Below are 13163 nucleotides of genomic sequence, written 5' to 3' on the forward strand. Positions count from 1 at the left end.
TGGAGGCTAATCCTTCTCTTTGGTGTCGATGGAAGCGCCTGCACCATGGCCATCACCGGAGCGCACGGTGTGCGCGGCAAGCGAGGCCGAGTGCCCCAGGCTTTGCCTGTGCTTCATGGACCGCGCCCAGGCCGGCGGGCCGTTCGTCTGTTCCGGATCCGGTGACGAAGCACCGTGAGCGGGCACGATGCGGCCACCCATGTTCCCGACCGACCCACGCGCCCCGTCGCGGAAATTGCTCCTGGCGCTGTCTGCCGCTTTACGTAGCGGAGACATGGCGGCACCGCCTGCTGCGCGGCCAACACCCGCCATTCCGCTTGCAACCGCGGCGCCGCCGCTCTTGCCCGCCGAACCGGTGGCATAGGCCATGGTCGCACCTCCGGCAGCGCGCGAGGTGCCTCGCGCGACGGAAGAGGCAGCACTGGCGACCGCGCCGCCCGCAAGTTTGGCACCGGCCACGCCGCCAACCGCAGCACCGCCTGCAAGAAGCGCGGTGCCTGCGGCAGCGCCTGCACCGAGCTGCGGACCGCCCGCGACAATGCCATTGGCGATCCCCGGCCCGAAAATGCCCAGACCAAGCAGGGTGAGGCTGGCGAGCACGATGGCCAGCGCATCCTCGATGGTCGGCTCGCCGGGGATGGCGCCGGTGAATTCGGCGAAGAGCGTCGAACCGATGCCGATGATGACGGCGAGAACGAGAACCTTGATCCCCGAGGAGACCACATTGCCGAGCACACGTTCGGCAAGGAAGGCGGTCTTGCCGAACAGTCCAAAGGGAATGAGCACGAAACCCGCCAAGGTCGTCAGTTTGAACTCGATCAGGGTGACGAACAGCTGGATGGAGAGAATGAAGAAGGCGATGATGACAATCGCCCAGGCGACGAGCAGGATGATGATCTGCAGAAAATTCTCGAAGAAGCCGACATAGCCCATCAGATCGGCAATCGATTCGAGCAGCGGCCAGGCGGCATCGATGCCTACTTGCGCCACCCGTCCCGGCTGCAACAGATCGCTCGCGCCAAGCCCCGAGCCGCTCGCCTTCAGGCCTAGCCCGGCAAAGCTGTTGAACACGATATTGGCGAGCGCGCTCCAGTTGCCGATGATGTAGGCAAAGATTCCGACGAAAAGCGTCTTCTTGACGAGCCGGGCGATGATGTCGTCGTTCGCGCCCCAGCTCCAGAACAGGGCGGCGAGCGTGACATCGATCACGATCAGCGTGGTCGCGATAAAGGCGACCTCGCCAGAAAGCAGCCCGAAGCCGCTGTCGATATATTGCGAGAAGATCGCGAGGAAGCGATCGACAACACCGGTGCCGCCCATGTCAGTTCTCTCCTCTCGCTTCGCGGGAAAAGGACTCAGGCAGCGCCCTGTCGCCGATCCCGGAATAAGCCTCGGGGTGATCGACGCCGAAGAAGCGGCGGCGTTTTTCGGCCCAGGCCGCGCGGCAATCGGGCGAGGACAGCGCCAGTTCGCCCATTTGAGCGCAAGCCCTCAGCTGTGCTGGCAGCGGATCACCGTCGGGCACCCATATGCGCCGGTCAGTTTGCCGCACCGGCGCGGGCTCCTCGCGCAGCTGTACGATCGTGGTCGCGATGGCGAGACCGACGAACACAGCGGCACCGATGCGCGCGAGGAGCTTGGTGTCCATCGCGGATCAGTCCGATCCGCCGGGCAGATAGCGCGGACGAATAGCGAGAAACCGCCTCAGCTGCTCGCGCGCCTGTGCCTTGGCCGCCGCGCGTTCGGCGGCATCGAGCGCCTGCGCCCTGCCAGTAGCGGCGATCGTGGCGGTCAGGTCGGCCAGCTGGCGGGCCTGCAATGCCAGCAGCTGGTTGCCAGCCTGTGCTGCCTGCAAGGCGCCCGTGGCGGACTGGCTTGCGGAAGCGAGGCTGCCGAGCGCTTCGCGCGAACCTTCGATATTGGCAACCGTGCCCGCCTGGACCTTGAGGGCATCTTCGAAGGCCGCCACGCTGTTTTGCCAGCGCGCCTCGGCGCCGTCGACCATCGCCCGCTGCGAGGCACCGAGGGGAACGTTCTTGTAATGCTGTTCGAAAGCGCCCTCGATGGTGCGGACATCGTAGGCGATGCGCTGGGCTTCGTTCAGCAGTTGTTGGGTCTGCCGGATCTGGTCCTGCAGGGGCTGCACGATCGTCAGCGGCAGGCTCTGAAGGTTCTTCGCCTCGTTGATGAGCGACGTCGCCTGGTTCTGCAGCATGCGGATCTGGTTGTTGATCTGCTCAAGCGTGCGAGCGGCAGTCAGCACGTTCTGCGCGTAATTGGACGGATCGTAAACGATCCCGCCGAACTGGGCGTGTGCAGGCGTTGATACCAAGGCGCTCGTACTCGCCAAGGCGAGCGCAATGCCCATGGCCATGCTGCGGAAGATTTTTCGAGAGGTCACTTCAGGTCTCCTTCTGGTGGGTTTGGGGGGTCGGAAGAGTGCGCATCGCTGCCGAGCAATTCGGCGGCCCAGTGGAGGCCGCGATACCTCAGCCAGTGGGCGGCAAAGCCGCTCCGGCCATGCTCTTCGATGATACGGGACATGGCGAGCTGGTCACTCTTGGAAGAGGCGGCGGCAAAGGCGAGCGCCACTTCGCCAAGGCCGAGTTCGAACAGGCGGTTACCGCGAGAGGACTGACAGTAATAATCGCGCTTGGCCGTTGCCCGGCTGAGGATTTCAATCTGGCGGTCGTTCAGTCCGAAGCGGCGATAGATACCCAAAATCTGGGGTTCGACCGCCCGGTCGTTGGGCAGGAAGATTCGCGTCGGGCAGCTTTCGATAATCGCGGGCGCGATCGCCGAGGTCTCGATATCGGCAAGGCTTTGGGTGGCGAAAACGACGCTCGCATTCTTCTTGCGCAGGGTCTTGAGCCATTCGCGCAATTGCGCGGCAAAGGCCGGAGCGTCGAGCACCAGCCAGCCTTCATCGATAATGATGAGCGTCGGCGAGCCGTCGAGGCGCCCTTCGATCCTGTGGAACAGATAGGACAGTACGGCGGGCGCAGCCGCCGATCCGGTCAGCCCTTCGGTCTCGAACGCCTGGAAACTCGCTTCGCCCAGCCGTTCGCTTTCGGCATCGAGGAGCCGTCCGAACGGCCCGCCGACGCAGTAGGGAGCAAGCGCCTGCTTCAATGCCTGCGATTGCAAAAGGACAGCGAGCCCGGTGAGTGTGCGCTCAGCGACCGGCGCGCTCGCCAGCGAGCTCAGCGCCGACCACAGGTAATCCTTGGTTTCCGGATCAATTGCGACGCCCTCCGCAGTGAGGATCGCCTGGAGCCATTCCGAGGCCCAGTTGCGCTGTGCCGGCTCATCGATCCGCGCCAGCGGTTGCAGCAGGACTGCCTCGTCGCTGTCCTCGGAAAGACTCGATCCCAGATCCTGCCAATCGCCGCCGCAGGCGAGCGCCGCCGCACGGATCGAGCCGCCGAAATCGAAAGCGAAAATTTGCGACCCGGCATAGCGGCGAAACTGCATCGCCATCATCGCCAGCAAGACCGATTTGCCCCCCCCGGTCGGACCGACGACGAGGCCATGTCCGACATCGCCGACATGAAGCGAAAACCGGAAGGGGGTCGAGCCTTCGGTCTTGGCGTAAAGCAGCGGCGGCGCGTCAAAATGCGCATCGTGTTCCGGTCCGGCCCAGACAGCCGAAAGCGGCATCATATGCGCAAGGTTCAGCGTCGAGATCGGGGGCTGGCGAACATTGGCGTAGACATGGCCGGGCAGCGATCCGAGCCAGGCCTCGATCGCATTCATGCCTTCGGTCACACAGGTAAAGTCGCGGCCCTGGATGACCTTCTCGACCAGCCGCAGCTTCTCGGCGGCAAGCGCCGGTTCCTCGGCCCACACCGTAACGGTCGCGGTGACCAGCGCGAGCCCGACATGGTCGGCGCCCAGCTCCTGTAGAGCGGCATCGGCATCCTCGGCCTTGTTGGCTGCATCGCTGTCGACCAGCACCGAAGCCTCGTTGGTCATCACTTCCTTGAGGATCGCGGCGACCGATTTGCGCTTGGCGAACCACTGGCGGCGGATTTTCGAAAGCAGCTTCGTCGCGTCGCTCTTGTCGAGCATGATCGCCCGCGTCGCCCAGCGATAGGCGAAGCCCTGCGCATTGAGTTCATCGAGCAGCCCGGGGAATGTCGCGCTCGGAAAGCCGATCACGGTCAGTGTCCGCAGATGGGCCGCACCCAGGCGCGGTTCGAGACCGCCGGTCAGCGGCTCGTCGGCAAGCAGCGCATCGAGATGCATCGGGGTTTCGGGAACGCGTACATCGTGCAGTCGCGTCGAGATGCAGCTGTGAAGATAGCTCAGGGTCTCGCCATCATCGAGCCATTGGACCTCGGGAAAGAACCCTTCGAACAGGCGCAGCAGCCGGTCGGTCCGATCGGCGAAGCCCTCGAGAAGCTCGCGCGGATCCACGCCTTTCTCGGCTTTGCCTTCGTAGAGCCAGCTTTCAGCCCGCGCGGCATCCTCGGCAGGCGGCATCCATAAGAAGGTCAGAAAATAGCGGCTCTCGAAATGCGCGCCTTCTTCTGCGAACTGCGCGGCGCGCTCTCGTTCGACCAGTGCCGAGGCCGGATCGGGAAAGGCGCAGGCGGGATAATCCAGTGCCGGACGACGCACAGCCTCGACGAAGATCGACCAGCCCGAACCGAGCCGGCGTAGCGCGCTGTTCAACCGCGCCGTCGTTGAAACCAGTTCGGCAGGGGTCGCGCTGTCGAGATCCGGCCCGCGAAAGCGGGCCGTCCGCTGGAAGCTGCCGTCCTTGTTGAGCACGACGCCGGGTGCGACGAGCGCCGCCCATGGCAGGAAGTCCGCAAGCCGGTCGGCCTTGTTTCGATATTCGCGCAAGCTCAGCATGGCTCAGACCTGCAGATGCGCGGGGAACCGCAGATGCCGCCGCGCGACATCGACGAATTGAGGATCGTGCCGGGCGGCCCAGACCGCGACCATGTGGCCGAGCGCGAAAAACGCGGCGCCTGCGATCCACAGCTGCAGACCCAGTCCGATTGCGCCCGCCAACGTCGCATTGGCGATAGCGAGCCCGCGCGGCGCACCGCCGAGCAGGATATGCTCGGTCAGCGCCCGGTGAACTGGAACAGCAAAGCCGTTCGGCAGAGGAGATTGACCGCTGTCCATCAGACCAGCGCTCCGCCGCCGAAGGAGAAGAACGAAAGGAAGAAGGAGGACGCGGCAAAGGCGATCGAAAGCCCGAAGACGATCTGGATCAGGCGCCTGAAGCCTCCCGATGTATCCCCGAAAGCGAGCGCCAGCCCGGTGGCGATGATGATGATCACCGCGACAATCTTGGCGACCGGGCCCTGGATGGATTCGAGGATCGCCTGGAGCGGCGCTTCCCACGGCATCGACGAGCCGGCGGCTTGGGCGGGCGCCGCAAATGCCAGCGCAATGACGCTCCCAACGATCAAAGCGGACAGGCGCGGTCGCGCCCGCGAAAAGATATGGGTCACGAATGGTCTCCTGTTGTGGATGGAAGGGGTGCGAGGACGTATTCGCCCGCGGCATCGAGTCCGCGCACCTCGGCGAGTTCGGCAAGGCGCCGCCCGGTGCCGTCGCGCACAAGCACGGCGATAATATCGATGGTCTCGGCGATCAGCGCGCGCGGCACGGTGACCACGCTTTCCTGGATAAGCTGTTCGAGCCGCCGCAGTGTGCCAAGCGCCGAGCCGGCGTGAAGCGTGCCGACCCCGCCTGGATGACCGGTGCCCCAGGCTTTCAGCAGATCGAGCGCCTCGGCACCGCGCACCTCTCCGATGGGAATGCGATCGGGCCGCAGGCGCAGCGCCGACCGGACAAGATCGGACAAAGTCGCAACGCCGTCCTTGGTTCGCAGCGATACCAGATTGGGCGCTGCACATTGCAGCTCCAGCGTATCCTCGATGAGGACGACACGGTCGGACGTGGCTGCGACCTCGGCGAGCAACGCATTGGTGAGCGTCGTCTTGCCGGTCGAGGTGCCGCCGACGACCAGAATGTTCTTTCTCGCAGCGACCGCACCGGCAAGCGCTTCGGCCTGCCATTTGCTCATGATCCCGGTCGTCACGTAATCGGCCAGCGAGAACACCGCGATGGCTGGTTTGCGGATGGCGAAGCTCGGGGCGGCAACCACCGGTGGCAGCAGACCTTCGAAGCGCTCGCCGCCTTCCGGCAGTTCGGCGGACACACGCGGTACGCTTGCATGCACCTCGGCGCCGACATGATGGGCGACCAGCCGGATGATCCGCTCGCCATCGGCTGCGCTCATCAGACATTCGCTCGCCGCGAGACCCTCGCCCAACCGGTCCACCCAGAGACGCCCGTCGGGGTTGAGCATGACTTCGATGACATCGGGCTCGTCGAGCCAGCGGGCGATGTCGCCGCCAAGCGCAGTGCGCAGCATGCGCGCGCCGCGCGATGAGACTTCGGATCGAAGGGGGATGACGCTCATGGACTGCCTCGGATGCGGCAACCGACCATCGGCTGCGTTCGCGAGGCAGATCAAAAAGACATTACTTTGCCCTCGGGCAATAGCGATCTGCAGTGAGGGTAGAAGGGCGAAGAATAAGAAATAAAAGACAAGGCCAAATCGGAAGGTCGTCGCCATTCAGGCTCGAACACCGCGCGATCGTGGTTGCTTTGCCAGGCCAGGTTTGGTCTTATCGGTGCACCGATTTCAATGAAGGTTGTTCCTTGCGCAGACCCGGCCCCGCCTATCTCGATTTCATGGCCTCAACTCCGGTCGATCCCTCGGTCATCGATGCGATGACGGACGCGATGAGCCATGACTGGGGCAATCCGCATTCGGATCATGCGCATGGCCTGCAAGCCTCGAAAATTGTCGAACGATCGCGCGAAGCGCTTGCGGCGCTGCTCGGTGCCGGGGAGGACGAAATCCTCTTCACCAGCGGAGCAACCGAGGCGAACAACCTCGCCATCAAAGGTGTTATGAGCTCAGCCGAACGACGCGGAAACCATCTGGTGGTGTCGTCGATCGAGCACAAATGCGTGCTGGAAGCCGCCCGTTCGCTCGTCAAACGCGGGATCGAGGTCACCGAGGTCAGACCAGGGTCAAATGGCCGCGTTCGCGCAGAAGCCATCGCGCAGGCCCTGAGGCCCGACACGGCGCTCGTATCGGTCATGCACGCCAACAACGAAACCGGCGTCATTCAACCCGTGCGTGAGATTGCCGAAATCTGTCATCGCCAAGGTGTCCTGTTTCACACAGACGCGGCGCAGACCGTTGGAAAGATCGATGTCGACTTCAACCATACCAGTGCCGATCTGCTGAGTTTCTCCGGTCACAAGTTCTACGGTCCAAAAGGCATCGGCGGCCTTGTCGTGTCGCGCGCCGCGCGGTTACGGCTCGTTCCGCAGCTTGATGGCGGTGGACAGCAGCCTCTCGGACGCAGCGGAACGGTGCCCGTTCCGCTTTGCGCCGGGCTTGCAGCGGCGGCGCGGCTTTACGAGCGCCACGGCCAGTCGGCACGCACACATATTCAATCATTACAAAGACTTTTCGAAGATCGGGTCACCAGGAAGGGATGTCCTTTCACTATCAATCCGCATGCCGAGCGCATCCCGGGTTGCACAAGCCTCAGGGCCGAGGGAGTGAATGCGGAAGACATCCTCTTGCATGCCCGCGGCGAACTATCGGCATCAACAGGTTCAGCCTGCAACTCAGGCAGCATCGAGCCGTCTTACGTCCTGTTGGCGCAAGGGCTTTCCTTTGACGAGGCTTCGTCGTCCGTTCGCATCGGGATTGGCCGAACCACTTCCGAGGCGGATATCGACCGTGCCGTCACTGCGCTCTTGGCTGCGTACGAGAAAGCCTACCGCGCCGCTGCCTGAAGCCTAAAAGTTCGCACAAAAGGCGCGGGCAGGCTTGCCAACTGGGGGAAATCCCCAGTAGGAACAAATCATGCTCAGAGGACCCCTTGGACAGCCCGGCGTCAAGACGCGCTTCGCGGGACATGAAACCTTCCCGCTGAGGCGGCTGTGGCTGCGCAAGGCTTACGATGCCGTCTGCGAGGATTCGGAAGCTCCGGCCCCCAATACCTTCGACAAGGACGAAGGGATCATCCGGTTCGGGGTCGGCAAGAATATGGTTGCGGCGATCAAGCATTGGGCGCTCGCGTGCCGAATCATTGAAGAAGACCCGGAGAGGGGTGTCGGTGCCTTGAAGGCAACGCCCTTCGGAGATCTCATCTTTGACCGCGATTCAGGTCTCGATCCGTTCATGGAAAGCCTCGCGACCACATGGCTGCTCCATTGGCAGATCGCCAGCAATTTCGAGCGCGCCACGACGTGGTATTATGCGTTCAACCATCTGAATGCACATGGGTTCGACCGCGACGGCATTGCCGAGCCGATCCGGCTGCTGTGTGCCCAACTCGACCGGTCGCGGGCCTCCTCCACAACGATCAAGCGCGACGTGGAATGCTTTGTCAGATCCTATGTCGCCAAGGTCGGCGCGGGCGCGGTTGACGATCAGGTGGAAACCGTACTTGGCGAACTTGGCCTTATGCGCGAAGTGTCATCGCGATCGTTCGCTTTCCGCCATGGGCCCAAGCCCGGCTTGCCCGACGGTATCTTCCTTTTTGCGCTTGCAGATTTCTGGGCGAGGCGTGCGCCCGAGCAAGCAACGCTCGCCATCGATACGCTGGTATACGAGCCCGGATCGCCGGGGCGGATCTTCAAGCTAGACGAGGATGCGCTGATCGACCGGCTTGTCGATATCGAAAGGGTCGCCAAGGGCGCCTTTCTGTGGACCGACAGCGCAGGTGTGCGCGCGATTGCCAGGCGGGGAGAAGGCCTGCCTGATCCGGCCTCCTTCATCGCCAGCGCCTATCCGCACACCAAGGCGCTCGCGGCATGACGCAGGCCTATCTCTCAGACCATGTTTCGGTCGCCCCGCGCTACCAAAGATCGATCAGGATCGATGCCGATTTTGGCCAGGCCGATCCCCTCTCCGGTTATGTACTTCAAGGATCGGCGCGCGATGCGTTGACCACCACGCTCCGCCTCGCGACAAACGGCCAGGGCGCGTTCACCTGGACGGGCCCTTACGGCGGCGGCAAGTCGAGCCTCGCGCTTGCGCTTGCCTCCTACTCGCTCGGGCGCGGGCCCGCCTACAGGGAAGCGAAGCAACTGCTTGGCGATGTGCCCGAAGTGGCCGACGTTTTCGGGCGTGCGCCCAAAGACTGGCTCTGCGTGCCGGTGAGCGGTCGGCGGGGCAACCCGGTGGCGGACCTGCGCGAAGCGGTCGCATCCGCAATCGCTGGCGAGCCGGGCCACGCTCGGACCAAGCGGTCCAGGATGGAGGCCGCTGACGGGCGCGATATCGTCGAGCGGCTGCAACGCGAGGTTGAAGCGCGTCCCAAGGGCGGGGTTCTCGTCATTGTCGACGAACTGGGCAAATATCTGGAAGGTGCTGCCGATCACGCCGTCGACATCCATTTCTTCCAGGATCTCGCAGAGGCGGCCAATCGCAGCGAGGGAAGACTTATCGTTGTGGGCGTGCTGCACCAGGCTTTCGAGCGCTATGCGGATCGCCTCGGGCAAAGCGTCCAGGACGAATGGCGCAAGGTTCAGGGCCGCTTTGCGGATGTCCCGATCATTACGGCGGTCGACGAGGTCATCGAATTGGTCGGTCGTGCCGTCACGACAGAGCGTTCGCACCCTCAGTCGCATCCAATTGCCGCTATTGTTGCCAGCGAGATTGCCGAACGGCGACCAGGTGTGCCCAAGGATCTTGCGGAAAGGCTCGACGATTGCTGGCCTCTCAACCCTGCGGCGGCAGCGCTGCTCGGGCCGATCACCCGGCGGCGCTTCAGCCAGAACGAACGCAGCCTGTTCGGTTTTCTTGCCTCGGCGGAACCCAGCGGCTTCACCGAATTCCTTCAACGCACGACGCTCGCCTCGGGAAGAACCTTCGGACCGGCAGAACTTTGGGATTATCTGCAGGTCAATCTGGAGCCGGCGATCATGGCTTCGCCCGACGGCCATCGATGGGCACAGGCCGCAGAGGCCATAGCGAGGGCGGGCCGCGACGGCAGCCACCTGCGCTTGCAGATCGCGAAGACCGTGGCGGTCATCGATCTGTTCAGCAATGGATCGGGTCTGGCAGCCTCATCCCGGACGATTGCGGCAAGCCTCGGTCATTCCGATGCGGACGTCGAAGAGCAGCTTGCCGATCTCGTGAAGATTTCGGCGCTGGTCTACCGTCGCCATCTCGGCGCCTATGCAATCTATGCCGGCAGCGATTTCGACATTGAGGGCGAAATCGAGGCCCGCATCGCCGAACGCGGGCGGCTCGAGATAGCGTCTCTGAACGATCTCGCCTCGCTGCAGCCGATTCTGGCCAAGCGGCATTACGCCGAATATGGCACGCCGCGCTGGTTCGACGCACAAATCGGCGAACTGGCGCCGCAAGGGCTTGGTCCGAAAGACGTTCGGGTTAGCGCCGGGGCTGCTGGCAAGTTCCTGCTGCTTCTGCCTGGGATCGACGTCGATCCCGGCCAAGCGGAGGCGAGTCTGATCGAAGTCTCGCGCACGGAGCATCGGCACGGTCTGCCCGTAATTGTTGGTCTTGCATCGAACAGTGCGGACATTCGCAAAACAGCGATCGAGCTCGAAGCCGCGCGAGACGTGCGCAACGAAAGCCCCGAACTGGCCGGAGATGCAGCCGCCAGGCGCGAGATCGATGCCCGCATTGCCCATTTGTCCGCGCAGCTGGAAGGTCTCCTGAGAGAGGGTTTCGAGCGCGCGCACTGGTTCGACACTGGTAAGCCGCTCGATTTGCAGTCGCTTTCCTATGGCCTGTCGCAAGCAGCAAGCGATATCGCCCGGCGGACTTTCCGGCAGGCTCCGATCGTGCATTCCGAACTCATCAATCGTCGGCGGCCTTCGAGCAATTCCAACGCGGCGTTGCGAGCCCTGTTGCATGCTATTGTAGTGGGCCGCGGCGAGCAGCACTTCGGGATCAAGGGCTATCCGGCCGAGAAGGGCCTAGCGGTTACCGTTCTGGAACGCGCGGGTCTCTATGTCCGGCAAGGCGAGCGGTGGGACTTCGTTCCGCCCGGCGAAACCAGCACGTTCGCCCCTCTCTGGTCGCTAACCGATGGCCTGCTCGAAGCCGGCGAGCAGGTTGGTGTTGCCGACATCTACCGGGCTTGGGGCGAGCCGCCTTACGGCGTGCAGCAAGGCGTGATGCCCCTATTGCTCGTGACCTATCTTTTCTCGCGCCGCCACAGCACTGCGATCTATGCGAAAGAGGCCTTCCAGCCGGCCATATCCGATCTGGTCATGGATCTTCTGCTGCAGGACCCCGAACATATTGCGCTGAGATCTGTTCCGACCGATGCCGCTAATGCGGTCGCGCTGAAGGAATTTGCAGCCGTCGCGAGCGAGTTCGTTGAAGAGGCGCCATCGGAGGAGCCGCTCGAGATAGCGCAGGCGCTCGTGCAGTTTGCGTACAGCCTTCCCAACTGGTCGCGCAAGGCGCAAGCAACGCTTTCCAAGCAAGCCATCGATGTGCGCCGCTTGTTGCTCGATGCGGACGATCCCTACCAGCTCCTCTTCGTTGACATCCCCCAAGCGCTCGAAACTTCGGGCGAAGGCACCGCACCTGCGCTGCGCACGGTCCTGAGCGAACTTGATCACGCTTACCCAGACATGATCGAGGATCTGAAAACCCGGATGCTGGAGGGTCTGAAACACCGCGATGCCGGCAATCTCTCGGAGTTGGTGGAACGAGCGAAGCGAATAGCCGGTCACGGAGGAGACGACCTCAAGCTTCGAGGCTTCATCACGAGGCTGGCCGAGTTCGATGGGTCGACGGAAAGCATGGCGGAAATTTGCGGTCTCGTGATGGGTAAGCCGGTGACGACGTGGCACGATCTCGAGCCGAGTCGGGCGGGGATGCAGCTGTCGGAATACGCCTACCGGTTCCGCCGCGTGGAACTGTTCGGCGACAGCGACCAGCAACCGACCCAGACCGCGGTGATGGTGATGGCGGGTGTCGGGTCGACCGAACGAAGCGTCGTCCGCAGAGCACAGATTGCAACCGAGGCGCAGAAGCGCCTCGGGCCACTCCTCGACGAGATCGGCAAGACGCTCGACGCCGCACAGCTCGAGCCCGATATGGTGCTCGCCGTGATCGCGGAGCTCGCACAGCGTTATATCGAGGATGACGGCGAGCGCGATGTCACTGTGCCCATCAGCGCGGAGAAGGAAGCGTGACCGGCGAGGCGATGCATGTTCTGGGTCTGTCCGGTGGACGAGACAGCGCTGCCCTCGCGGTCTGGATGCGCGATCACCGCCCGGACATCGATGTGCGGTATTTCTTCACCGACACCGGCAAGGAGCTACCCGAGGTCTACGATTATCTCGGCCGCCTTGAGGGCTTCCTTGGCAAGCCCATTGAAATGCTCAACCCTGGTCGGGACTTCGATTTCTGGCTAGCCGAATACGGCCATTTTCTGCCTTCCCCGCGGACACGCTGGTGCACCCGGCAGTTGAAAATTCAGCCATTCCAGAAGTGGCTCAAACCGCATCTCGACGCAGGCGTGGAGGTGCATTCCTATGTCGCGATCCGCGCCGACGAACCGAGCCGTTCGGGGATGATCGCAACCCACCCCAACATGCACGTCCATTTCCCATTGAGGGAGGCCGGCCTCGACAAGGCTTCGGTCATCGGCCTGCTGGAAAACTCCGGGCTTGGCCTACCGGATTACTATCGCTGGCGCTCTCGCAGCGGTTGCACATTCTGCTTTTACCAGCAGAAGATCGAATGGGTGCGGCTGATGCGCGAGCACCCGGACGCCTTCGAGGAAGCCAAGCGTTACGAGAAATCAGCCATCGAGCACGGTTCACCGTTCACCTGGACCCAGAACGAAAGTCTCGAAGAACTGGCGCGGCCGGAGCGGGTTTCCGAGATCGAGCGCAATCATGAAGAGCGCAAGGCACAGGCGCTCGCTCGCAGAATGCCAAATCCGCTGCGAGCACGGATCACCGATGAGACGGTGGAACAGATGCTGGCCGAGGAGGACAGCGGCTGCCTCGTCTGCCATAAATAGCCATTCGCCATCTTTCTCCTCAAGGAAGGCGCGAAACCGCACCCAGTATATGCCTCGGAGTGTCCCGGGTCCGAGAATTCTTTTATC

General features: G+C 63.1%; 11 protein-coding genes. 4 read left to right on the forward strand and 7 right to left on the reverse strand.

Features of this window, described 5'->3' with window-relative positions; all coding sequences use genetic code 11:
• Positions 1 to 6: 6 nt before the first annotated feature.
• The 7 genes from trbL to trbB are packed head-to-tail and all read right to left on the reverse strand — an operon-like array spanning position 7 to position 6448.
• Entirely contained in the window at positions 7 to 1320 is a 1314-nt protein-coding gene (trbL, locus tag K7H93_RS06375; protein ID WP_230782941.1) for a P-type conjugative transfer protein TrbL, read from the reverse strand.
• A gap of 1 nt (position 1321) precedes the next feature.
• Positions 1322 to 1648 carry a putative entry exclusion protein TrbK-alt gene (gene trbK-alt / locus K7H93_RS06380; RefSeq protein WP_230782942.1) on the reverse strand — a complete coding sequence of 109 codons (327 nt, stop codon included), beginning with the start codon at positions 1646 to 1648 and terminating at the stop codon, positions 1322 to 1324.
• 6 nt (positions 1649 to 1654) lie between these two features.
• Positions 1655 to 2401 carry a P-type conjugative transfer protein TrbJ gene (trbJ, locus tag K7H93_RS06385; protein ID WP_047822842.1) on the reverse strand — a complete coding sequence of 249 codons (747 nt, stop codon included), beginning with the start codon at positions 2399 to 2401 and terminating at the stop codon, positions 1655 to 1657.
• The gene (trbE, locus tag K7H93_RS06390; RefSeq protein WP_230782943.1) at positions 2398 to 4860 is read right to left on the reverse strand and encodes a conjugal transfer protein TrbE; all 2463 of its coding nucleotides are present in this window, start codon (positions 4858 to 4860) and stop codon (positions 2398 to 2400) included. The genes trbJ and trbE overlap by 4 nt, the downstream gene beginning before the upstream one ends.
• A gap of 3 nt (positions 4861 to 4863) precedes the next feature.
• Positions 4864 to 5139, reverse strand: a complete 276-nt coding sequence (locus K7H93_RS06395; protein ID WP_010240658.1) for a VirB3 family type IV secretion system protein — start codon at positions 5137 to 5139, stop codon at positions 4864 to 4866.
• A complete protein-coding gene (locus tag K7H93_RS06400; protein WP_369813978.1) occupies positions 5139 to 5462 on the reverse strand; it encodes a TrbC/VirB2 family type IV secretion system protein in 324 nt (107 codons plus the stop codon). Before K7H93_RS06400 ends, K7H93_RS06395 begins: the two co-directional genes overlap by 1 nt.
• Before the next feature lie 5 nt (positions 5463 to 5467).
• Positions 5468 to 6448, reverse strand: a complete 981-nt coding sequence (gene trbB / locus K7H93_RS06405; RefSeq protein ID WP_029140414.1) for a P-type conjugative transfer ATPase TrbB — start codon at positions 6446 to 6448, stop codon at positions 5468 to 5470.
• A 179-nt stretch (positions 6449 to 6627) separates the two neighbouring features.
• Between trbB and K7H93_RS06410 the strand changes: the two genes are divergently transcribed.
• The 4 genes from K7H93_RS06410 (at position 6628) to K7H93_RS06425 (ending at position 13076) form a co-directional block, all read left to right on the forward strand.
• Entirely contained in the window at positions 6628 to 7848 is a 1221-nt protein-coding gene (locus K7H93_RS06410; RefSeq protein WP_230782944.1) for a cysteine desulfurase family protein, read from the forward strand.
• A gap of 70 nt (positions 7849 to 7918) precedes the next feature.
• Positions 7919 to 8875: a DUF4007 family protein gene (locus tag K7H93_RS06415; protein ID WP_066558474.1), complete on the forward strand. Its 957-nt coding sequence runs from the start codon at positions 7919 to 7921 to the stop codon at positions 8873 to 8875.
• Entirely contained in the window at positions 8872 to 12240 is a 3369-nt protein-coding gene (locus tag K7H93_RS06420; RefSeq protein WP_230782945.1) for a hypothetical protein, read from the forward strand. The genes K7H93_RS06415 and K7H93_RS06420 overlap by 4 nt, the downstream gene beginning before the upstream one ends.
• Positions 12237 to 13076 carry a phosphoadenosine phosphosulfate reductase family protein gene (locus K7H93_RS06425; RefSeq protein ID WP_230782946.1) on the forward strand — a complete coding sequence of 280 codons (840 nt, stop codon included), beginning with the start codon at positions 12237 to 12239 and terminating at the stop codon, positions 13074 to 13076. Before K7H93_RS06420 ends, K7H93_RS06425 begins: the two co-directional genes overlap by 4 nt.
• Positions 13077 to 13163 lie beyond the last annotated feature (87 nt).

Origin of the sequence: Citromicrobium bathyomarinum (assembly GCF_021021475.1) — a bacterium.
GTDB classification, from domain to species: Bacteria; Pseudomonadota; Alphaproteobacteria; order Sphingomonadales; family Sphingomonadaceae; genus Alteriqipengyuania; species Alteriqipengyuania bathyomarina.

Coding starts and splice junctions, on each gene's coding strand:
- trbB (WP_029140414.1), bottom strand. CDS start 6,448: ATGAGCGTCATCCCCCTTCGATCCGAAGTCTCATCGCGCGGCGCGCGC.
- trbL (WP_230782941.1), bottom strand. CDS start 1,320: ATGGGCGGCACCGGTGTTGTCGATCGCTTCCTCGCGATCTTCTCGCAA.
- K7H93_RS06420 (WP_230782945.1), top strand. CDS start 8,872: ATGACGCAGGCCTATCTCTCAGACCATGTTTCGGTCGCCCCGCGCTAC.
- K7H93_RS06415 (WP_066558474.1), top strand. CDS start 7,919: ATGCTCAGAGGACCCCTTGGACAGCCCGGCGTCAAGACGCGCTTCGCG.
- K7H93_RS06395 (WP_010240658.1), bottom strand. CDS start 5,139: ATGGACAGCGGTCAATCTCCTCTGCCGAACGGCTTTGCTGTTCCAGTT.
- trbK-alt (WP_230782942.1), bottom strand. CDS start 1,648: ATGGACACCAAGCTCCTCGCGCGCATCGGTGCCGCTGTGTTCGTCGGT.
- trbE (WP_230782943.1), bottom strand. CDS start 4,860: ATGCTGAGCTTGCGCGAATATCGAAACAAGGCCGACCGGCTTGCGGAC.